The sequence below is a fragment of the Streptomyces actuosus genome (assembly GCF_016921115.1).
In the GTDB taxonomy this organism is placed as follows: Bacteria; Actinomycetota; Actinomycetes; order Streptomycetales; family Streptomycetaceae; genus Streptomyces; species Streptomyces actuosus_A.
Genome location: NZ_JAFFZS010000014.1, coordinates 97,195 through 118,034 on the forward strand (window position 1 = coordinate 97,195; position 20,840 = coordinate 118,034).

Below are 20,840 nucleotides of genomic sequence, written 5' to 3' on the forward strand. Positions count from 1 at the left end.
CGTACTGTCGCCGCATGACGACATCCCCGCTCGCCTTCCGCACCGCCGGCGACCTCGACTCCTGGCTGCTGGCACACGCCGCTTCCCATCCGGGCCTGTGGATCAAGGTCGCCAGGAAGGGCAGCGGCATCCCGTCCGTCAGCGCGGCCGACGTCAACGACGTCGCGCTCTGCCACGGCTGGATCACCGGGCAACGCAAGGGGCTCGACGACGCCTGCTTCCTCCAGCGGATCACGCCGCGCCGCCGCGGCAGCGTCTGGTCGCAGGTCAACGTCCGGCGCGTGGCGGAACTGACCGCCGCCGGGCGCATGCGACCCGCAGGCGTCGCCGAGGCGGAAGCGGCCCGGGCGGACGGCCGCTGGTCGGCCGCCTACGCCTCGCAGAAGGACGCGCCGATGCCGGACGAACTGTCCCGGGCCCTGGCGCGTGCGCCGCGTGCCAGGCAGCGTTTCGAGGCGCTGGGCCGTACCGACCGCTACCTCCTGACGCTTCCCGTCCTGCGTGCCCGCACCGCAGCCGCCCGCACGGCCAGGGCCGAGGCGGCGGTGGCGGGGCTGACGGCGCCCGGCGGATGAGTCCCGGGAACTCCCGCCGGGTGGCGGGCGCGACGACGGGCACGGGTCCGGCGGGGCGTTCGCGACGCGCATGCGGACGGCCGTGGGTACGGCGGGGCGGTTCCTCCTCCGGTCCTCCTCCGGTCCTCCTCCGGCCGATGCCGGCTGCGGGGGAGGCGGTGAGGGGGAGCTCCACGGCAGCGGTGCCGGAGCCGACCGCGGGTCCGAGCCGTCCGGCGAGGCGGAGCACGCCGGGGGCTGCTGCTTGTCGCGGCACCGGTGGACGCACAGGGGCGGGCGAGTGGACCCCGCGGACGTTCGTGCGATGTGCGCTCCGGGGGAGGAGCGGGTGGGGCCTTTCGGTTCCCGCCGTGCTCCTCGCTTCCCGGGCGCCTCGGCTCACGCGTTGCGGATCGCCGAGATGTCGAAGACGAGCTTGATCTTGTCGGACACCAGGACGCCGCCCGTCTCCAGCGCGGCGTTCCAGGTCAGGCCCCACTCGGAGCGGAGGATCTCCGCCTTGCCCTCGAAGCCGACGCGCTCGTTGCCGTAGGGGTCCCTGGCGGAGCCGTTGAACTCCAGGTCGATGGTGAGCGGCCGGGTGGTACCGAGGATCGTCAGGTCGCCGGTGATGCGGTAGTCGTCGCCGCCCAGGGCCTCTGCATCGGTGGAGCGGAAGGTCATGGTCGGGAACTCCTCCGCGGTGAAGAAGTCCGCGCTCTTCAGGTGGCCGTCGCGGTCGGCGTTGCCCGTGTCGATGCTGTCCATCGCGACGTCGATGGCGGCGGTGGACCGGGACGGGTCGGTGCCGTCCAGGTGCAGGCTCCCGGTGAAGTCGCCGAACTTGCCCTTGACGTTCGTCACCATCGCGTGCCGGGCGACGAAGCCGAGGGTGGAGTGGGACGTGTCGATGGTGTAGTCGCCGGTGAGGACGGCCAGTTCGGGGTTGACGGCGGCCGGTGCGGTCGCGACGGCGGTGGTCTCGGTGGTCCTGCGGCCGAAGATGCCCATGACGTGCTCCTTGGGGACGGAGGGAAGGCCTGTGACTCGGAGCCTTCTGTTGAATGTTCAACTAGCCCAACGCTGTCGACCGTAGCCCTATTCCATTCAAGCTTCAACATTTCTGTGCCGCGTGTCCGGGGCGTCACCCCTCCCGCTAACCTCTTCGGCGGTCCCCGCGTCACTCCGGTGATGGCATCCCGCGCGCCGGATGTGGGGCACGTCGCACCCCCTGCGATTGTCGGAGACCTACAACGCCGAGGCCCTCTGGGCAGTCGGAACGCCTGCACTCGGCCAAGGTTCTGTTCAGGGGTACCAGGAAAACGCGCCCGAGACTGTACGGAGTCGACGGCTCGCTTTCCTCGGCGGGCTTCGTAAGGTCGCTACATGACCGTTTTGGAAGAGACGACGGGTGAGCCGATCGGCGAGCCGACGGATGCGCGCGGACGGGTCGCCGAGCTCCACGGGATCCGCACCCAGGCGCTGGCCGGCCCGAGCGAGAAGGCGACCCAGGCGCAGCACGCGAAGGGCAAGCTCACCGCCCGGGAGCGGATCGAGCTGCTTCTGGACCCGGAGTCCTTCCGGGAGGTCGAGCAGCTGCGCCGGCACCGGGCGTCCGGTTTCGGCCTGGAGGCGAAGAAGCCGTACACCGACGGTGTGATCACCGGCTGGGGAACCGTCGAGGGTCGCACGGTCTTCGTCTACGCCCATGACTTCCGCATCTTCGGCGGCGCCCTCGGTGAGGCCCACGCCACCAAGATCCACAAGATCATGGACATGGCCATCGCGGCCGGTGCGCCGCTGGTGTCGCTCAACGACGGCGCCGGCGCCCGTATCCAGGAGGGCGTTTCCGCGCTCGCCGGCTACGGCGGCATCTTCCAGCGCAACACCAAGGCCTCCGGGGTCATCCCGCAGATCAGCGTGATGCTCGGCCCGTGCGCCGGCGGCGCCGCCTACAGCCCGGCCCTGACGGACTTCGTCTTCATGGTCCGCGAGACCTCGCAGATGTTCATCACCGGCCCCGACGTCGTCAAGGCCGTGACGGGCGAGGAGATCACCCAGAACGGGCTCGGCGGTGCCGACGTCCACGCGGAGACCTCCGGCGTCTGCCACTTCGCCTACGACGACGAGGAGACCTGCATCGCCGAGGTGCGCTACCTCCTCTCCCTCCTCCCGCAGAACAACCGGGAGAACCCGCCGCAGGCGGAGACCTCCGACCCCGCAGACCGCCGCTCCGACGTCCTGCTCGACCTGGTCCCGGCGGACGGCAACCGGCCGTACGACATGGCCAAGGTCATCGAGGAGATCGTCGACGACGGCGAGTACCTGGAGGTCCACGAGCGCTGGGCCCGCAACATCATCTGCGCGCTGGCCCGGATGGACGGCCAGGTCGTCGGCATCGTCGCCAACCAGCCGCAGACGCTGGCCGGCGTGCTCGACATCGAGGCGAGCGAGAAGGCCGCGCGCTTCGTCCAGATGTGCGACGCCTTCAACATCCCGATCGTCACGTTCCTCGACGTGCCGGGCTTCCTCCCGGGTGTCGACCAGGAGCACGGCGGCATCATCCGCCACGGCGCGAAGCTGCTCTACGCCTACTGCAACGCCACCGTGCCGCGGATCTCGCTGATCCTGCGCAAGGCGTACGGCGGCGCCTACATCGTCATGGACAGCCAGTCCATCGGTGCCGACCTCACCTACGCCTGGCCGACGAACGAGATCGCCGTGATGGGCGCCGAGGGCGCCGCGAACGTCATCTTCCGCCGTCAGATCGCCGACGCCGAGGACCCCGAGGCCATGCGCCAGAAGATGGTCAAGGAGTACAAGGCGGAGCTGATGCACCCCTACTACGCCGCCGAGCGCGGACTGGTCGACGACGTGATCGACCCGGCCGAGACCCGTGAGGTGCTCATCCGCTCGCTGGCGATGCTCCAGACGAAGCACGCCGACCTGCCCTCGCGCAAGCACGGCAACCCCCCGCAGTAACCCAGCGGATTCTTCGCGGTACCCCCGCGGAAACCTCTCTTCCGGAGACTGACACCCATGAACACTCCCGACATCCGCGTCGAGAAGGGCCACGCCGAGCCCGAGGAGGTCGCCGCCATCACGGCGGTCCTGCTCGCCCGCGCCGCCGCCCGGCCTGCCGACACGACTCCTTCCCACCGCGGCCGCCCGCGTGCCGGGTGGCGCCGCCTGGAGCGCGAGTCCGGTTTCCGCGCCCCGCACAGCTGGCGCTGAACCAGGCCCCCGGCCGGCAGCGCAGCCGGCACCGGGCCGGCCTCCACGGCCGGCCGCCGTACGACACGCCGAAGGGCCCCTCTCGCAGCTTAGGTTCTGGTGGTCGTTGCAACACCCCAGTTCAGGGGTGGCAATGGACTTCAAGATCCGGGAGAACCGGAGGCCGCAGGGACCCAGGAAGCTGGTCCAGGAGCGGGAGGCATACTTCCGGCTTGTGGATCAAGGAATGGGTTACTCCGAGGCTGCCGCAGTCATCGGCATCAACGTCCGCACTGGCAAGCGATGGCGGAACGGACGCGGCGCCTCGGGCAGGAACAAGGCGGCACCACCGATCAACGCGGTGGTGCCGCCGCCCGTTGGGACGGGCCCGCCCGCGCCCTCGCGCTACCTGGGTGAGGCGGACCGCATTCACATCGCCGACCGGCTGCGTGAGAAGGCCACCATCCGGGCCGTCGCGGCCGAGCTGGGCCGCAGCCCCTCAACGGTCAGCCGGGAGATACGCCGCAACCGGCACCCCGTGAACGGCCAGTACCGGCCGCACGCTGCCCAGGCCCCTGCCCTGGCCCGCCGGCCCCGGCCCAAGCCCGGCAAGATCGGCCAGACTGTCCACACTGCTCGCGGCTTGATCAACTCACCGCGTGTTGCGACGACCCCTGGAATCCGCCCAGGAGAGGGGCCCTTCGGCGTTGCCGGGGAGGCCGCAGGCGCGGCGGCGGGGGAGACGGCCCGACGGGGCGTGGGCGCGGTTTCGGGCACGCGTGAAGGGCCCCTCCCGTGCGGAGAGGCCCCTTCGTCCTGAACCGGCTACCGCAGGCGTGCCATCAGGGCGTGCTCCACCAGCGTGATCAGCGCGGACTTGGCGTCGGCGCGGTGGCGCGCGTCGGTGGTGATGATCGGGGTGTCGGGGCCGATCTGGAGCGCCTCGCGTACTTCGTCGGGCTGGTAGGGCTGCTGTCCGTCGAAGCCGTTGAGGGCGATGACGAAGGGCAGGCCGCTGTTCTCGAAGTAGTCGACGGCGGGGAAGCAGTCGGCGAGCCGGCGGGTGTCCACGAGGACGATCGCGCCGATGGCGCCGCGCACGAGGTCGTCCCACATGAACCAGAAGCGGTCCTGTCCGGGGGTGCCGAACAGGTAGAGGATCAGGTCCTGGTCCAGGGTGATGCGGCCGAAGTCCATGGCCACTGTGGTGGTGGTCTTGTCCCCGGTGTGGGTCAGGTCGTCGATGCCCGCACTCGCGGACGTCATGACGGCCTCTGTGCGCAGCGGGTTGATCTCCGAGACGGCGCCGACGAACGTGGTCTTGCCCACGCCGAAGCCGCCCGCCACCACGATCTTCGCGGAGGTGGTGGAGCGGGAAGGACCGCCGCTAGAGCTTGCGAAGTCCACTGAGCACCCTTTCGAGCAGTGTCACGTCTGGCTGGCCGCCGGCGCTCTCGTCGCCGCCGGGCTGATGGATGGCGACCAGGCCCGCCTCCGCCAAGTCGGCGACGAGGATCCTGGCCACGCCGAGAGGGATCGTCAGCAGGGCCGAGATCTCGGCCACCGACTTGATCTCGCGGCAGAGGTTGCAGATCCGCTGATGCTCGGGCAGTTGCCCCTGCATCTGGTGCGGAGCCGCGGTGGTGTGCACCAGCGCCTCGATGGCGAGCTGGTACCGCGGTCGGGTCCGTCCACCGGTCATGGCGTACGGACGCACCAACGGGTTGTTGGACGCCCCGGCGGGCGCCGGCTCGGGGGTACGGCGGTGCGGCTGCCCGGGCTGGATGCGCGGCGCCGACGGCTGGTCGTACGGCGACGGGCCGGGGCCCTGAGGTGCGTACGGCTGCCGGTGGTTGGGCGCGGAGGGGGGGAAGTTGTACCGGTTCGCCGAACCGTCGCCCGGTGCCTGTGCGGGACCGTACGACCAATTGCCCGATTGTGAACCGCCTGGGGGTGTTGCCACTTCTGTTCTCCTCCTCCGACTGTGCCTGGCATCCATCATTGTGGACGCCGCGTCCCGAAACCTTACGGCCCCGGGACGCCAAAACGCACCGTCCGACTTCTAGTTGAGAAGGCTCCCCTGGAGCTCCGCCCGGAGATCCGGGGTCAGGACCGTGCCGGCCCGGTCCACCAGAAGGGCCATCTCGTACCCAATGAGACCGATGTCCGCCTCCGGGTGTGCCAGAACCGCGAGCGACGAGCCGTCGGAGATGGACATGATGAACAGGAATCCCCGCTCCATCTCCACAACCGTCTGGTTCACGCTGCCGCCCTCGAAGATCCGAGAGGCACCGGCGGTCAGCGAGGTCAGACCGGATGCGACGGCCGCCAGCTGGTCGGCTCGGTCGCGCGGAAAGCCTTCGGACATCGCCAGAAGGAGTCCGTCGGCGGAGACCACCACCGTGTGCGACACACCAGGGGTGTTGTCCACGAAGTTGGTGATCAACCAGTTCAGGTTCTGTGCCGCCTGGCTCATCGGGCTCACACTAACGCTCCTGGTCGTAGGTGCTGTCAGGACCGAAGCCCTGGCCGTTCGTTTCACTGCCTGCGCTGCGTCCGCGCTGGACGCCTCGGCGCAGGTTGCTCAGCCTGCCCCGGACGTCTTCCGGGGCACGGGAGACCTGTGGGCCTCCCTGGGGAGTGGATGTGGCGGAACCCTCGACCAGATTGGCCTTGGGCACCCGCCGAGGCAGGCCTGAGGCGGTTACCCCGCCTGCCTTGGGCTTACGAAGCTGCGAGGCCTGCTGCCAGCGCTCGTCGTTCGCCGACCGCCAGTCGCCGCTGTCGCCGCCGCTGTCCGGAACGGACCCCGGCGTCTCCTGCTGCCCGTGCCCGGCGGAGCCGTTCGTACCGCCCGCGAAGGATCCGCGGCGGGGAAGCCCGGCGTCCGTCAGGTCGTGGCCGGCGGAAGCGGCCGCTCCAGGACGGTCGAAGCCTACGCTGTCCCGCTGACCTGCGTCAGCGGCCTGCGCAGATTCCGCTTCCGGAGCGTACTCGTCCGGGTAGCCGTTCCGGTAGCCGTTGTTCTGCGGCCAGTCGTCCTGGTAGGACTGCCTGTCCAGGCCGGGGTAGTCCTCCGCCGCGGCACCGTGCGCGGGCGTCGACTCCTGCTGGACGGGCTCCGCATACGACGGTTCCGGGTAGCCACCGGACGAGAATCCGTCGGTCTGCGGCAGGCTGCCGTTCTGGCCGTAGTACGGGTCGTCGTACGTCGGCTGCTGCGGCTCACCGTAGCCCGCCTGGTGCTGCTGCTCCTCGTACGCCGTCTGCCCGTCGTACGCCGCGTGTTCCTGCTCGCCGTAACCGTCGTGCTGACCCGGCTGTCCCGGGCCGAACTCGTCGGCGTACGACGGCGCCTGGGACGTGTGCTGCTCGGGCTGCGGATGGGCCTGGGCCTCCAGCGCCGCCCGGCGCTCCTCGCGCATCAGGGAGCGGCCCACGGGGTCGAGTTCGCGGACGTCGTCGGGGACCTCCGCGTAGCGGCTGTCGTCGAAGCCGAGTTCGGCCGCGGTGCGCATGGGCTGGGGCTGGTTGAAGTCCTCGCCCTGGAAGTGCTGCTGCGGGATCATCTGCGAGACGGTGAACTCGTCGCGCTCCAGCACCGACTCACCGCCACCACCGTGCGTGATCGCGTCCGGGAGCATGACCAGCGAGGTCGTTCCGGCCTGCTCGCCGGAGGGGCGCAGCTGGACGCGGATGCCGTGCCGGTCGGACAGCCGGCCGACCACGAACAGGCCCATGCGCTGGGAGATCGCGGCGTCCACGGTCGGCGGGTTGGCCAGCTTGTGGTTGATGTCCGCGAAGTCCTCGGCGGTCAGGCCGATGCCCTTGTCGTGGATCTCGACCATGACGCGGCCGTCGGGGAGACGGGTCGCGGTGACGCGGACCTTGGTCTGCGGGGACGAGAACGTCGTCGCGTTCTCCAGCAGCTCCGAGAGCAGGTGCACGAGGTCGGTGACCGCGCGGCCGTGGATCTCGGCCTCGGGTATGCCGGACAGTTCGATGCGCTCGTACTGCTCCACCTCGGAGGACGCCGCGCGCAGCACGTCCACCAGCGGGACCGGCTGGTCCCAGCGGCGGCCGGGCTCCTCGCCCGCGAGAATGAGGAGGTTCTCGCCGTTGCGGCGCATACGGGTGGCAAGGTGGTCCAGCCGGAAGAGGTTCTCCAGCTGGTCGGGGTCGGCCTCGTTGTTCTCCAGGTCGGTGATGAGGGTCAACTGGCCCTCGATCAGCGACTGGTTGCGACGCGAGAGGTTGGTGAAGATCGCGTTGATGTTGCCGCGCAGCAGGGCCTGCTCGGCGGCGAGCCGGACGGCTTCGCGGTGGACCTGGTCGAAGGCGCGGGCGACCTCGCCGATCTCGTCGGTGGTGGCGATCGGGATCGGGGCGACCCGGGTGTCGACGCGGCCGGGGTCGGTGCGCGAGAGCTGGTCGACCAGCATCGGCAGGCGCTGCTCGGCGATACCGAAGGCGGCGTTGCGCAGCTGGCGCATCGAGCGGCTCATCTGGCGGGCCACCATGCCGGCCAGGATGAACGCGGCGAGCAGGGCGACCACGACGGCGGCACCGGTGATCAGAGCGTCGCGCTTGGCCCCGTCGGCGACGTCCTGCGCCTCGGACACGGCCTTGTTCACCAGGTCGCTCTCGACCTCGCGGTAACCGTCGAACTTTGCGGTGGACGCGGCCAGCCACGACTTCTCGGTCACGCCCTTGGCGGCCAGTTCGTCGGCGGTGAAGCTGCCCGCGGCGATGCCCTGGAGCATGGCGTCCGCGACCGGCATGGCGGTGTAGGCGCCGCCCTGCGTCGAGGAGCTGTCGCCGGCGCCGACGGCGGTGCCCGTGTCACCGACCTTCTTGCGCTGGGCCGCCATGATCTCGTCGAGCTTGTCGACGTCGCCCTGCGTGGCCGCGGAGACGAACTCGTTGACGGCGATGCCCTCCAGATAGCGGTACGACACCAGCGAACTGCTCTGCTGGCGCGTCACCGCCTCCTTCGAGCTGGGCCGGACCAGCATGTGCACGCCGATGGAGCGCTGGAGCGAGACGGCGGCCTTCGCCAGCGAGACGGCGTAGACGGTCCGGCCGTAGGAGGTGACGTTGCCCGTGCCCAGGCCCAGCTCGTTGGCGAACTCCATCAGGGAGTGCTGGACGGTGACGTAGCCCTCTTCGGTTTTCACCGGGTCCATCGTCTTGCCGTAGGCCGCCTCGCGCAGCGCCGCCAGCTTGGACTCGTTGGAGCGGAAGAGCTGCATGCGGCGGTCGAGCGCCGCCGTGTGCGGCAGGTTCTGGGCCGCCTGGTCGAAGGTGTCCTTGGCCGAGTCGGTGGCTGCCCGCAGCTGCTTGACCGTCTCCGTGGAGCCCTTGCCCTGCAGGAGGTCGGAGGCGGTGAGGTCGCGCTCGTTCAGCAGGGCGTTGCCGTAGTCGTCGGCGGCGCGCACGAGGAGCGCGACGTTCTCGGCGTCCTCGGCCTCCTGCCAGGTGTCGATCGAGCTCTTCACCTGGAAGCCGCCCATGACGAGGCCGACCAGCACGGGTATGAGCAGGATCGCGTTCAGCCGGGTCGGCACCCGCCAGTTGCGTGGGGAGAGGCGACCGCTGCTCGCTGCGGGCGCGGCTGGCGGCTCGGAGCCGGATGCAGGGGCGGGCGCCGCTCCGCGCGGCGGCGGGGTGAAGTTGCCCCGCGCCGCCGGCTCGGGACCGTTCTTGCTTCGCCTCACTCGACCAACAACCTCTCGGCGGTCGGCACCTATGTCGTGCCGCAGTGTCTCAGAGCCCGTTCCGTCGCCGACGACCTCGTGTGCGACGACCAGGAGTACGTCGACCGGTAGTACGTCATTGACTATTGGGCAGTTCAGGCATTCCAGCACGTCGACCAGCGCTCTTCCAAACACTGCGCGGAGCGGATCGGGAGTGATGTAAGCCCTAGATAAAACGGTCATAAAGAGCGAGCCCCGCCAAAAGACGGGGCATTCGTACGCACAGCGGCACCGCACGACCGCGACGCGTGGCGGACCTGCGGGATTCCTCTGCCGAACTGTTATGAACACCGGAGCCGGCCGTGTCAAAAGCCACAGCCGGCTCCGAAAGCCTCTACGACAACTACCGTATGAAAACGGCCGATTGCGCTACCGCAGGCGTGCCATCAGGGCGTGCTCCACCAGCGTGATCAGCGCGGACTTGGCGTCGGCGCGGTGGCGCGCGTCGGTGGTGATGATCGGGGTGTCGGGGCCGATCTGGAGCGCCTCGCGTACTTCGTCGGGCTGGTAGGGCTGCTGTCCGTCGAAGCCGTTGAGGGCGACGACGAAGGGCAGGCCGCTGTTCTCGAAGTAGTCGACGGCGGGGAAGCAGTCGGCGAGCCGGCGGGTGTCCACGAGGACGACCGCGCCGATGGCGCCGCGCACGAGGTCGTCCCACATGAACCAGAAGCGGTCCTGTCCGGGGGTGCCGAACAGGTAGAGGATCAGGTCCTGGTCCAGGGTGATGCGGCCGAAGTCCATGGCCACTGTGGTGGTGGTCTTGTCCCCGGTGTGGGTCAGGTCGTCGATGCCCGCACTCGCGGACGTCATGACGGCCTCTGTGCGCAGCGGGTTGATCTCCGAGACGGCGCCGACGAACGTGGTCTTGCCCACGCCGAAGCCGCCCGCCACCACGATCTTCGCGGAGGTGGTGGAGCGCGAAGATTCAGAGCTTGCGAAGTCCACTGAGCACCCTTTCGAGCAGTGTCACGTCCGGAGCGCCGGTCGCCTCGTCGCCACCCGGCTGATGGACCGCGACCAGACCGGCCTCGGCGAGGTCCGCCACCAGGATCCGGGCGACCCCGAGCGGCATGTTCAGCAGGGCCGAGACCTCGGCCACCGACTTGACCTCGCGGCACAGGTGGCAGATCCGCTGGTGCTCGGGCAGCAGCCCCATGAGCGCCGCTGGATCGGCGGTGGTGCTGATCAGCGCCTCGATGGCGAGCTGGTAGCGCGGCCTGGTCCGGCCGCCGGTCATGGCGTAGGGCCTGACCAGCGGCTGGTCGCCCTCTTCCTCGTACGACTCGGCGTACGGATCATGAGGGACGGTGGGCGGGGTCATGAATCCTCCGGGCTGGACAGCAGGTCGAGCGAGTCGCGGTCGTGCCGTCTGACGGGGCCGGTGGGGGGATTGTGGCGGCCGGACGGTGATTTGGTGAGACGGGTGGATCCTGAACCGGTCAGTGAAGCAGACTTCCTTGGAGCTCGGCGCGCAGGTCGGGCGTGAGCACCGCACCCGCGCGGTCGACCAGGAGCGCCATCTCGTAGCCGACGAGGCCGATGTCGCACTCCGGATGCGCGAGGACGGCCAGGGAGGAGCCGTCCGAGACGGACATGATGAACAGGAATCCCCGCTCCATCTCCACAACCGTCTGGTTCACGCTGCCGCCCTCGAAGATCCGCGAGGCACCGGCGGTCAGCGAGGTCAGACCGGAGGCGACCGCCGCAAGCTGATCGGCGCGGTCGCGGGGAAAGCCCTCCGACATCGCCAGCAGCAGACCGTCGGCGGACACGACCACGGTGTGGGACACCCCGGGGGTGTTGTCCACGAAATTCGTGATCAACCAGTTGAGATTCTGTGCCGCTTGGCTCATCTGGCTCAACTAACGCTCCTGCTGGTGAGTGGGGCTGGGAAAACTGCCCGTCTGGCCGTTGTTGGCCTGACGGCCCTGTGCGATGCCCCGACGGAGATTGGTCAGCCGGCCGCGCACGTCCTGGGGCGCGCGAGAGACCTGCGGACCGTTCTGCTGCTGTTGCTGCTGAGCCGTGCCGGGGACGAGGTTCGCCCGGGGCACGCGCCGCGGCAGACCGGACGTCGTCACCCCGCCGGAGGCGGGCTGGCGCACCCGCTCCGCCTGCCGGACGAGATCGTCGTTGGGCGAGGAGCGCCAACCGGACCCCGCGGGCGGCTGCTGCGGGGCGGGTGCCTGCTGCGGCTGCTGCGCGGCCGGTGCCGGACCGCCCTGCTGCGGCTGCCCGGCGTCACCGCCGCGGCCACCGCGGAACCAGTTCGTCTCCAGCGTGTCGTACAGCGGCGTACGGCCGTCGCCGGGGCCCGCCGGCGGCAGCGCCTCCGGTCCCGGACGCTCGGGCCGCTGTGGTCCAGCCGGCTGCGGGTAGCCGTAGCCGCCGGTCTGCTGGCGGTCGTACCGGCCGTTGCCCGGCCCGTCCTGGCGGCCGGGCAGAGCGTGCTGACCGGTCGACGACGCGTCCTGGCCCAGGCCGTCGAACTGACCCGTGGAGCCGTTGCCGTACCCCTGCGGGGCCGGGAACTGGCCGGTGGAGCCGTTGTCGTAGGCCTGCGGGGCCGGGAACTGGCCGGTGGAGCCGTTGTCGTAGGCCTGGGGCCGCTGGAACTGGCCCGTGGAGCCGTTGCCTGACGCCGACGGGGCCTCGAACTGGCCGGTGGAGCCGTTGTCGTAGCCCTGGGGGCGCTCGAACCGACCGGTCGACGCGGGGCCGCCCTGGGCGCCCGGTGAACCGAACACGTCCGAGCGCACGAACTGGTCGTTGCCACCGTGGTCCGCGGAGCTCTGCGCGTCGAAGTCCGGACGACCGTACTCCGAGGCGCCGGCGGGACCCTGCCGGTCGTCGTGGCGCCCGATCGCCGGGATCTCCGCGGTCGCGCCCGGACCCTGGCGGTCGTCGAGGCGAGGCATCCGCGAGGTCTGCGCGACGTCCGGCTCCTCGTGGCCGCGGGGGGCGTCCAGCGAGGCGCGCGGCACGGGCGGCTGCGCGTTGTCGTCGCTCCAGCTGGGCGTGCGCTGCTGCGGGTTGCCGCCGGGCAGCTCGGCCCGTGCGCCACCCCGCGGCGGCAGCTGCGGCTGACGGCCGCGGCGGCCCTGCTCGTTCCGGGCAGGGCCCTGGTTGTCGTTGCCGCGCTGCGCGGGCACCGGGCCGCGCACCGCACCGAAGGCGTCCTGTTCCTGGGCCGGGGCACCCCCGCCCTGCGTCTGCTGTCCGGCGCCGGAACCCTGGAAGCCCTGCTGGGCGTTCGGGGCCTGACCGAAGGCGGCCGGGGCGCCGGACGGAGCCGGGCGGCCCTGCTGGGGGTTCTGCGGCCCCTGCGGACCGCGCGTGCCACCCGCAGCGCCCGGACGGCCGTCCTCGCGGCCGGGCAGTGCGGCCCGGGGGCCCTGCCCGGCACCGAGGCCGGCGGCACCCTGCGCACCGCCCTGGTTGGCCTGGCGGCGCGCGGCGGCTGCACCGGCGGCGGCCTGCGCGGCGGCGGGGCCTCCGGAACCGCCCTGACCGGGCTTGCCCTGCGGCTTCTTGCCGCCCTGGGCGACGTCCACGGGCAGCATGACCAGCGCGGTCGTACCACCGGAGTCGGACGGGCGCAGCTGGATGCGGATGCCGTGGCGCTGCGACAGACGACCGACCACGAAGAGGCCCATGCGGCGGGAGACGGAGACGTCCACGGTGGGCGGCGAGGCGAGCCGCTCGTTGATCGCCGCGAGGTCCTCGGGGGAGAGGCCGATACCGGTGTCGTGGATCTCGATCAGCACGCGGCCGTCGGGCAGCGCGTGACCGGTGACCTTGACCTTGGTCTGCGGCGAGGAGAAGGAGGTGGCGTTCTCGAGCAGCTCGGCGAGCAGGTGCACGAGGTCGTTGACGACCCGGCCGGCGACCTCGGTGGCGGGCACGGCGGCCAGCTCGATGCGCTCGTACTGCTCCACCTCGGACGCGGCGGCGCGGAGCACGTCGACCAGCGGAACCGGGCGGGTCCAGCGGCGGCCGGGCTCCTCACCCGCGAGGACGAGGAGGTTCTCACCGTTACGGCGCATGCGGGTCGCGAGGTGGTCGAGCTTGAACAGCGAGGACAGCTGGTCCGGGTCGGCCTCGCGGGACTCCAGCTCGGAGATGAGGGAGAGCTGGCGCTGGATCAGACCCTGGGAGCGGCGCGAGAGGTTGGTGAACATCGCGTTGACGTTGCCCCGCAGCAGGGCCTGCTCGGCGGCGAGGCGGACCGCCTCGCGGTGCACGTCGTCGAAGGCCGCGGCCACCTGGCCGATCTCGTCCCGGGAGTGCACACCGACCGATTCCACGGACGTGTCGACGTCCTGCGGGTCGGACTCGGAGAGCTGCTTGACCAGCTCGGGCAGGCGGTCCTGGGCGACTTTGGTGGCGGTCTCCTGCAGGCGGCGCAGCGAGCGGATCATGGAGCGGGCCACGATGAAGGCGCCGACCAGCGAGACACCGAGGACGAGCAGGATGAGGGCACCGGAGATGATCGCCTCGCGCTCGGACTGGGCCCGCAGGGCACGCGCCTTCTGCTCCATCTCCTCGAGCAGCGTGTGCTCGATGTTCTTCATCTGCTGGATCTTGGTGGAGCTGTCGTCCACCCAGTCCCGGTAGGAGCGCTTGTCGAGCTTCTTCAGGCCGCCGGTGCCGCTGAGCACGCGGGTCGCGTACAGGTCGGTGGCCTCGATCGTCGGGTTGCCCTGGTCGATGGGCTTGAGCAGTTCCTCGGCCTTCTCGGTGCCGTAGATGCTGCGGAAGGTGCTCAGATCGGACTTCTGCCCGTCGAGGGCCGACGAGGCGTAGGCCCGGTCGTTCTCGGAGAGGTCACCGTAGGTGGTGTTGTTGGCGGGCAGCGCGGCGGCGATGACGGCGCGTTGCACGGACGCGTACTCCTTGGCGGAGGAGAACGCCGCCAGGGCGCGCGTGCGCTGGATCATCTCCGGGTTGCTGGTGGCCTCGGCCATGTCCTGGGAGAGGTCCAGCAGGTGGCTGATGAGGCGGTGGTACGCCTCCACCGTCTGGGTGGAGTTGCCCTCGTCGCCGTAGGCCTCGGAGCGGATCTTGCTCAGGGTGTTCAGGTCGCGGGCGATGCCGATGACGCTGTCGCGGACACCCTGGAGGTTGCCGTTGGTGCTCGCGGTGTCGACCGCCTCGGAGGCGTTGAGGAAGCTCTCCTTGGCCCGGTCCGTGCGGTTGCGGTAGCCGGTGACCGTGTAGTCGGTCGCCTTGCCCTTGTGGGCCAGCGGGCCGGCGGACTGGTCGCGCTCCTCCTGGAGCGCGGCGGCCAGCTCGGTGGCCTGCTTGGTCATCTCCGTCAGCAGCTTCATGTTGTCGAGCTGCTGGATCTCGTCCATCGAGTCGCTGATGCGCAGCGCACCGAGAGTGGTGGCCGCGACCACCGGCAGCGCGAGCAGCGACACCAGACGGGTGGAGATGCGCCAGTTGCGCAGGGCTATTCGCGGGCCGGGGCCCGTGGGGGTCTTGGGCGCCTTCGCCGCGGGGGCGGCGATGGGGGGCGCGGGGGCCGGCGACGACGCGGACGCGCCGGGCCTGCCGGAGCGTTCACCGGCGTCGCCGGACGGGGTCGGGCCCGGGTTCTGGGCGTGCTGGGGCGAGGAGCTGACGGCCATCGGGCCAGTCCCGCCGTGCGGCTCCGGCTCCGCCGAAGCGCTGCCATCCCTCTTGAAACGTCCCTGCACTAGCGTCGCAACCTCTGGACCAGGCGCCCCTCCGGGTGAACGGAGAAGCGGTGTCGGCGTTGTGGGGAGCGTCCTGAACACGCCCCCCGGGTGGTCTGAGTGACCGGCGCTGGCTCCCCCTTCCCGCCGCCACTCGGCGCTGCGTTGCGCCCCAGCGCGCCGGATCCATCCCGCGGCGGTCCGTGGCATTCCAGCACAGTGCAGGATCTCCAACAAGGCTCGTGGGCCAGGCTGTGACCTCCGTGACACCATGTGAGTGATGGGTTACCTGGTGTGGAATGTGTTCCCGTGCGAATCGGGTGAATTGGGGCGAGCCGCCAGGTCGGGTCGGGTGTCCCAGTCGCCATGATCAGGAGCGGAATGATGGCTTCAGCGGCAGAATGTCCGTTTCGCTGAATTCCGAGCGGGGTCTGAATTGACCGGTTTGAGTCTCGACTCGTGAGTAAAATCACACCCGAGCCGTGCACGCTCCGCGTCCCGGGTGGGAATTCGCGCGTTTAACCTGACGGTTTACAGAACGCCACGGTCTGGTAACCACGCGCCTGTGGGATACGTTGATCCGCCTCAGGATTCCCTCCGCGCCCCGACACGACGAGGTTCAGTTCCACAGTGAAGACGCCGCCGATGTTCCACAAGATCGCCAACCCGCGCCGCACGACGCTGGCCCACCTCGAGGATGCCGCGGAGCTCCAGCGGCCGGAGTGGCCGGAGCACTCCGTCGACCTCCCCACCCAGACCGCCAACCCCCAGCGCACCGTCCTCGACGAGATCCCCGTCGCCGCCGCCGCGCAGTGACCTCGCACGGGGGGATACGCGCGCGGTCCGCGATCCACTCAACGCGGCCACCCCGCGCCGTACGAAGGGCGCCCGCCACCGGCGGGCGCCCTTCGTCGTGGCCGGACCCCCCGCGACGTGCGCGGTGCGCTCCGCGCCGGCGGGCGCACCGGGCCCGCGGCGGCGCAATGCGCGCGATCAACCGCCCTCACCCGCGTTAGCCTGGAGCGTCAGACTCCAGTCGGCTCAGTGACACAGTTAAGGGGCGCAAGGATCCCGTGCGCATCGCCAGGTTCTCCATCGACGGGAACGTCGCCTTCGGCGTGGTCGAAGGCGACTCGCCGGACGAGCTCGTCCTCGACATCATCAAGGGCATCCCGTTCGCGGACTTCGAACTCTCCGGCACGAAGGTGCCGCTGAGCAAGGTCAGGCTCCTGCCGCCGGTGCTGCCCAACAAGGTCGTCGCCTTCGGCCGCAACTACGCCGACCACGCCAGGGAGCTGGGCAACGAGGTGCCCGACGCCCCGTTCGCCTTCTTCAAGCCGTCCACCTCCGTGATCGGCCCCGGCGACGAGATCCGCTACCCCTCGTTCACCGAGGACCTCCAGCACGAGGCCGAGCTGGCCGTCGTCATCGGCCGTATGTGCCGTGAGGTGCCCCGCGACCGCGTCCGCGACGTCGTCCTCGGCTACACCTGCGCCGTCGACGTCACCGCCCGCGACGTGCAGCGCCGCGAGAAGCAGTGGGCGCGGGCCAAGGGCTTCGACACCTCCTGCCCGCTGGGCCCCTGGGTGGAGACGGACCTGGACCCCTCGGACCTGACCATCCAGCTCACCGTCAACGGCCGGCAGCGCCAGCTCGGTCGCACGAGCGACATGATCCACTCCGTCGAGGACCTGATCGTCAACATCACCGAGGCCATGACGCTGCTCCCGGGCGACGTCGTACTCACCGGCACCCCGGCCGGGGTCGGACCCCTCACCGTCGGCGACGAGGTCGCCGTCACCATCCAAGGCATCGGCACTCTCACCAACAAGGTTGTACAGCGTGGCTAGCGCACCCGGCTCCTCCGTCCGCGTCCGTTTCTGTCCGTCGCCCACCGGCAACCCCCACGTGGGCCTGGTCCGCACCGCCCTGTTCAACTGGGCGTTCGCGCGGCACCACGGGGGCGCCCTGGTCTTCCGTATCGAGGACACCGACGCGGCCCGCGACTCCGAGGAGTCGTACCACCAGCTCCTGGACGCGATGCGCTGGCTGGGCTTCGACTGGGACGAGGGTCCCGAGGTCGGCGGCCCGCACGCGCCCTACCGCCAGTCGCAGCGCATGGACCTCTACAAGGAGGTCGCCGCCAAGCTCCTCGACAGCGGCCACGCCTACCACTGCTACTGCTCCCAGGAGGAGCTGGACAGCCGCCGCGAGGCGGCCCGCGCCGCCGGCCGGCCCTCCGGCTACGACGGCCACTGCCGTGAGCTGACCGAGGCGCAGGTCGAGCAGTACCGGGCCGAGGGCCGCGCGCCCATCGTCCGCTTCCGCATGCCCGACGAGACGATCACCTTCACGGACCTGGTCCGCGGCGAGTTGACGTTCACCCCGGAGAACGTGCCGGACTACGGCATCGTCCGCGCCAACGGCGCCCCGCTGTACACGCTGGTGAACCCCGTCGACGACGCCCTGATGGAGATCACCCACGTCCTGCGCGGTGAGGACCTGCTCTCCTCCACCCCCCGCCAGATCGCGCTCTACAGGGCGCTGATCGAACTGGGCGTCGCGAAGGAGATCCCCCGCTTCGGCCACCTGCCCTACGTCATGGGCGAGGGCAACAAGAAGCTCTCCAAGCGGGACCCCCAGGCGTCCCTGAACCTCTACCGCGAGCAGGGCTTCCTGCCCGAGGGCCTGCTCAACTACCTGTCCCTGCTCGGCTGGTCGCTCTCCGCCGACCAGGACATCTTCTCCGTGGAGGAGATGGTCGCCGCCTTCGACATCGCGGACGTGAACCCGAACCCGGCCCGCTTCGACCTGAAGAAGTGCGAGGCGATCAACGGCGACCACATCCGCATGCTGGCGGTGAAGGACTTCACCGAGCGTTGCAGCCCCTGGCTGAAGGCCCCCTTCGCGCCCTGGGCGCCGGAGGACTTCGACGAGGCCAGGTGGCAGGCCATCGCCCCGCAGGCGCAGACCCGCCTGAAGGTCCTGTCGGAGATCACCGACAACGTCGACTTCCTGTTCCTGCCCGAGCCGGTCCTCGACGAGGCGAGCTGGGCCAAGGCCATGAAGGAGGGCAGCGACGCGCTCCTGCGCACGGCGAGGGAGAAGCTCGACGCCGCCGACTGGACCTCTCCCGACTCCCTCAAGGAGGCCGTCCTGGCTGCCGGCGAGGCCCACGGCCTCAAGCTCGGCAAGGCTCAGGCGCCGGTTCGCGTGGCCGTCACCGGCCGCACGGTCGGCCTGCCGCTGTTCGAGTCCCTGGAGATCCTCGGCAAGGAGAAGTCGCTGGCCCGCATCGACGCGGCGCTGGCCAGGCTGACGGCGTGACGAGCGCGTCGGGCGCGACCACGCGCGCCTGAGCGGGCGTGTACCCGAGGGCGGCATCCGGTTCCGGATGCCGCCCTCGGGTCTTCCGTGCCGGTAGCACGCCGGCCCTGCGCGAGTCACCCGGCCCCGTGCCGGGCCCGGGGTGGGCGGTTGCGCGGAGTCCGCCTCCCGGCCGCTCGGCGGCCGATCACGGGACATGCCACCGGACCGCGGGATACCGTCCCCTCATGAGCATCAGTGCCGTGGTCTGGGACGTCGACGACACCCTCTTCGACTACACGAATGCGGATCGCGCCGGTATGCGCGCGCATCTGCTCGCGGAAGGGCTGCTGGCCCGCTACGGCAGCGCGGAGGACGCACTCGAACGCTGGCGGGAGGCCACCCACCTGCATTGGGGCCGCTTCTCCGCGGGCGAGGCGACCTTCGAGGAGCAGCGCCGGGACCGCGTACGGACGTTCCTGGACACCGAGCTGAGCGACGCCGGCGCGGATGCGTGGTTCGCTCGGTACGTCGGACACTACGAGGCGGCCTGGTCCCTCTTCCCTGACGTGCTGCCCGCGCTGGACGCCCTCGCCGCCAGCCACCGGCACGCCGTGCTGTCCAACTCCAGCCTCACCGTGCAGGACCGCAAGCTGCGCAGGCTGGGTGTGTACGACCGCTTCGAGATCATTCTGTGCGCCGCCGAGCTCGGCGTCTCCAAGCCGGAGGCCGGCGCCTTCCATGCCGCCTGCGAGGCCTTGAACCTCGCCCCGCACCAGGTCGCCTACGTCGGCGACCACCCCGAGATCGACGGGTGGGGCGCGGCCGAGGCGGGGCTGCTGTCGATCTGGATCGACCGTGACGGCGTCCACACGCTCGGTGAGGGCCCCGGCGCCCCGCGCCGGATCGCCTCCCTCGCCGAACTCCCCGCCCTCCTCGGGGCGGGAACTCGTTTTGGAGCCCCGTCCACCTTCGGGTAATGTTCTTCCTGCGCCGAGGGGAGCGGGCCGAAAGGCCGGAAACCCAAGCGCAAAAGACTAGAACACAAGCCCCTGGCGGGGTTGCGTTCCAGTGGCCTATGGTGTAATTGGCAGCACGACTGATTCTGGTTCAGTTAGTCTTGGTTCGAGTCCAGGTAGGCCAGCTCGCAGAGCTCATCTGCACCCGCGGATCCCATCCGCGAGCCCCCGTTGTGTAGCGGCCTAGCACGCTGCCCTCTCAAGGCAGTAGCGCCGGTTCGAATCCGGTCGGGGGTACTGATCCCAGGGAAGCCAGGGATCGCCAGGGCCCCCGTTGTGTAGCGGCCTAGCACGCCGCCCTCTCAAGGCGGTAGCGCCGGTTCGAATCCGGTCGGGGGTACTGCAGGTGAAGACCTCAGTGGTCTGAACCACCTTGGTCTATGGTGTAATTGGCAGCACGACTGATTCTGGTTCAGTTAGTCTTGGTTCGAGTCCAGGTAGACCAGCTGATCTGCGGAAACGCATGATCTGCGCCCCCGTTGTGTAGCGGCCTAGCACGCCGCCCTCTCAAGGCGGTAGCGCCGGTTCGAATCCGGTCGGGGGTACGTGGGACGAAGGCCCTCCAGCGCGCTGGAGGGCCTTCGCCGTGTCCGGGGCGGGCGGGCCCGCCCGTCGGCTTCGCGTGCCGCGGGTCGGCCCCGGCTCGGGATCCGGGTCACTCGAAGCCGTATCGCCGCGCCGACTCCTCCTCCTGCGCCAGCCGGTGCAGGGCGCTCAGCATCGGCTCCACCAGGATCGCCCCCAGCACCGCCGCCTCCACCCGCTCCGCCTCCGACGGCTGGGTGTCCACGAAGTCGAGATCGAGGACGGCCGCCCGGTGCATCAAGCGCGCCCGGTCCACCAGCAGTTCGGGGCCCCAGTCGTAGCCGAGCCGCCGCAGTGCCGCCACCGCCACCACCAAGGAGCGGAACGCCGGTGAGACCGAGGTCAGCAGGGCGGCGTTGGACCATCCCAGCGTGCGCAGCAACTCCTCCACCTCCTCGTGGGCGCCGCGCACGTAGGCGTCCTCCGCGTCCGGCTCCGGCACCTGCGGCAGCGCCCACAAGGCCGCGCCCAGGCGGACCGTGCGGCCCAGGGAGTCGTCGTCGACGTGGCCGAGCACCTCCTTCACCGTGGCGACCGGCAGCCGTCCCACCTGCACCATCGCCCGCACCAGGCGCAGCCGGCGCAGGTGGCCCTCGTCGTACTCGGCCGTGGTCCGGTTGATCTCGCGGCCGGGCAGCAACAGCCCCTCGCGCAGGTAGTACTTGATCGTCGCGGTGGACACCCCGCTGCGCTCGCTCAGTTCCGTCAGCCGCATCCTCTTGCGTC

Annotated in this window: 17 protein-coding genes, 5 tRNA genes and 1 pseudogene; 13 read left to right on the top strand and 10 right to left on the bottom strand. The window is 70.4% G+C overall.

Annotated elements, in window-relative coordinates; translation table 11 throughout:
- The first annotated feature begins 14 nt into the window (after positions 1 to 14).
- Positions 15 to 575 carry a YdeI/OmpD-associated family protein gene (locus JS756_RS19110; protein ID WP_205384341.1) on the top strand — a complete coding sequence of 187 codons (561 nt, stop codon included), beginning with the start codon at positions 15 to 17 and terminating at the stop codon, positions 573 to 575.
- A 378-nt stretch (positions 576 to 953) separates the two neighbouring features.
- Here the strand turns inward: JS756_RS19110 and JS756_RS19115 are convergent, their stop codons facing one another.
- Complete coding sequence (locus JS756_RS19115; RefSeq protein ID WP_205384342.1) at positions 954 to 1,565, bottom strand: YceI family protein; 612 nt, start codon at positions 1,563 to 1,565, stop codon at positions 954 to 956.
- 375 nt (positions 1,566 to 1,940) lie between these two features.
- Here JS756_RS19115 and JS756_RS19120 point away from each other — a divergent pair, with 375 nt between their 5' ends.
- The 3 genes and pseudogenes from JS756_RS19120 to JS756_RS19130 form a co-directional block, all read left to right on the top strand.
- Positions 1,941 to 3,536 (top strand): acyl-CoA carboxylase subunit beta, encoded by a 1,596-nt coding sequence (locus JS756_RS19120; protein WP_205384343.1) that lies wholly within the window; start codon positions 1,941 to 1,943, stop codon positions 3,534 to 3,536.
- A gap of 57 nt (positions 3,537 to 3,593) precedes the next feature.
- Positions 3,594 to 3,788, top strand: coding sequence for an acyl-CoA carboxylase subunit epsilon (locus tag JS756_RS19125; RefSeq protein ID WP_205384344.1), 195 nt, complete (start codon positions 3,594 to 3,596; stop codon positions 3,786 to 3,788).
- Between the two features lie 133 nt (positions 3,789 to 3,921).
- Positions 3,922 to 4,389: pseudogene (locus JS756_RS19130) on the top strand (helix-turn-helix domain-containing protein); the annotation flags it as partial.
- Positions 4,390 to 4,592: 203 nt separating this feature from the next.
- Here the strand turns inward: JS756_RS19130 and JS756_RS19135 are convergent.
- The 8 genes from JS756_RS19135 to JS756_RS19170 all read right to left on the bottom strand — a co-directional run bounded on the left by JS756_RS19135 (position 4,593) and on the right by JS756_RS19170 (position 15,225).
- Positions 4,593 to 5,174 carry a GTP-binding protein gene (locus JS756_RS19135; protein WP_030216560.1) on the bottom strand — a complete coding sequence of 194 codons (582 nt, stop codon included), beginning with the start codon at positions 5,172 to 5,174 and terminating at the stop codon, positions 4,593 to 4,595.
- Positions 5,155 to 5,730 (bottom strand): DUF742 domain-containing protein, encoded by a 576-nt coding sequence (locus tag JS756_RS19140; protein ID WP_205384345.1) that lies wholly within the window; start codon positions 5,728 to 5,730, stop codon positions 5,155 to 5,157. Before JS756_RS19140 ends, JS756_RS19135 begins: the two co-directional genes overlap by 20 nt.
- A 99-nt stretch (positions 5,731 to 5,829) precedes the next feature.
- The gene (locus JS756_RS19145) at positions 5,830 to 6,243 is read right to left on the bottom strand and encodes a roadblock/LC7 domain-containing protein (RefSeq protein ID WP_004983065.1); all 414 of its coding nucleotides are present in this window, start codon (positions 6,241 to 6,243) and stop codon (positions 5,830 to 5,832) included.
- A gap of 10 nt (positions 6,244 to 6,253) precedes the next feature.
- Positions 6,254 to 9,484 carry a sensor histidine kinase gene (locus JS756_RS19150; RefSeq protein WP_205384346.1) on the bottom strand — a complete coding sequence of 1,077 codons (3,231 nt, stop codon included), beginning with the start codon at positions 9,482 to 9,484 and terminating at the stop codon, positions 6,254 to 6,256.
- Between the two features lie 408 nt (positions 9,485 to 9,892).
- Positions 9,893 to 10,468, bottom strand: coding sequence for a GTP-binding protein (locus tag JS756_RS19155; RefSeq protein ID WP_205384347.1), 576 nt, complete (start codon positions 10,466 to 10,468; stop codon positions 9,893 to 9,895).
- On the bottom strand, positions 10,449 to 10,844 hold the full coding sequence (locus JS756_RS19160; RefSeq protein WP_205384348.1) for a DUF742 domain-containing protein: 396 nt from the start codon (positions 10,842 to 10,844) through the stop codon (positions 10,449 to 10,451). The genes JS756_RS19155 and JS756_RS19160 overlap by 20 nt, the downstream gene beginning before the upstream one ends.
- 118 nt (positions 10,845 to 10,962) lie before the next feature.
- Positions 10,963 to 11,376: a roadblock/LC7 domain-containing protein gene (locus JS756_RS19165; protein ID WP_205384419.1), complete on the bottom strand. Its 414-nt coding sequence runs from the start codon at positions 11,374 to 11,376 to the stop codon at positions 10,963 to 10,965.
- Between the two features lie 9 nt (positions 11,377 to 11,385).
- Entirely contained in the window at positions 11,386 to 15,225 is a 3,840-nt protein-coding gene (locus tag JS756_RS19170; protein ID WP_205384349.1) for a sensor histidine kinase, read from the bottom strand.
- A 609-nt stretch (positions 15,226 to 15,834) separates the two neighbouring features.
- On the opposite strand from JS756_RS19170, the gene JS756_RS19175 reads away from it, so the two are divergent.
- The 9 genes from JS756_RS19175 (at position 15,835) to JS756_RS19215 (ending at position 20,074) form a co-directional block, all read left to right on the top strand.
- The gene (locus tag JS756_RS19175) at positions 15,835 to 16,020 is read left to right on the top strand and encodes a hypothetical protein (protein WP_205384350.1); all 186 of its coding nucleotides are present in this window, start codon (positions 15,835 to 15,837) and stop codon (positions 16,018 to 16,020) included.
- 257 nt (positions 16,021 to 16,277) lie between these two features.
- Positions 16,278 to 17,054, top strand: a complete 777-nt coding sequence (locus JS756_RS19180; protein WP_205384351.1) for a fumarylacetoacetate hydrolase family protein — start codon at positions 16,278 to 16,280, stop codon at positions 17,052 to 17,054.
- Positions 17,047 to 18,531, top strand: coding sequence for a glutamate--tRNA ligase (gltX, locus tag JS756_RS19185; protein WP_205384352.1), 1,485 nt, complete (start codon positions 17,047 to 17,049; stop codon positions 18,529 to 18,531). Before JS756_RS19180 ends, gltX begins: the two co-directional genes overlap by 8 nt.
- A gap of 227 nt (positions 18,532 to 18,758) precedes the next feature.
- A complete protein-coding gene (locus JS756_RS19190; RefSeq protein WP_205384353.1) occupies positions 18,759 to 19,490 on the top strand; it encodes an HAD family hydrolase in 732 nt (243 codons plus the stop codon).
- A gap of 92 nt (positions 19,491 to 19,582) precedes the next feature.
- Positions 19,583 to 19,654: transfer RNA gene (locus JS756_RS19195), tRNA-Gln, on the top strand.
- Between the two features lie 39 nt (positions 19,655 to 19,693).
- A tRNA-Glu gene (locus tag JS756_RS19200) sits at positions 19,694 to 19,766 on the top strand.
- A gap of 30 nt (positions 19,767 to 19,796) precedes the next feature.
- Positions 19,797 to 19,869 (top strand) — tRNA-Glu (locus JS756_RS19205).
- Positions 19,870 to 19,903: 34 nt separating this feature from the next.
- Positions 19,904 to 19,975, top strand: a tRNA-Gln gene (locus JS756_RS19210).
- Positions 19,976 to 20,001: 26 nt separating this feature from the next.
- A tRNA-Glu gene (locus JS756_RS19215) sits at positions 20,002 to 20,074 on the top strand.
- 110 nt (positions 20,075 to 20,184) lie between these two features.
- Here JS756_RS19215 and JS756_RS19220 read toward each other — a convergent pair.
- Complete coding sequence (locus JS756_RS19220) at positions 20,185 to 20,829, bottom strand: MerR family transcriptional regulator (RefSeq protein WP_205384354.1); 645 nt, start codon at positions 20,827 to 20,829, stop codon at positions 20,185 to 20,187.
- Positions 20,830 to 20,840 lie beyond the last annotated feature (11 nt).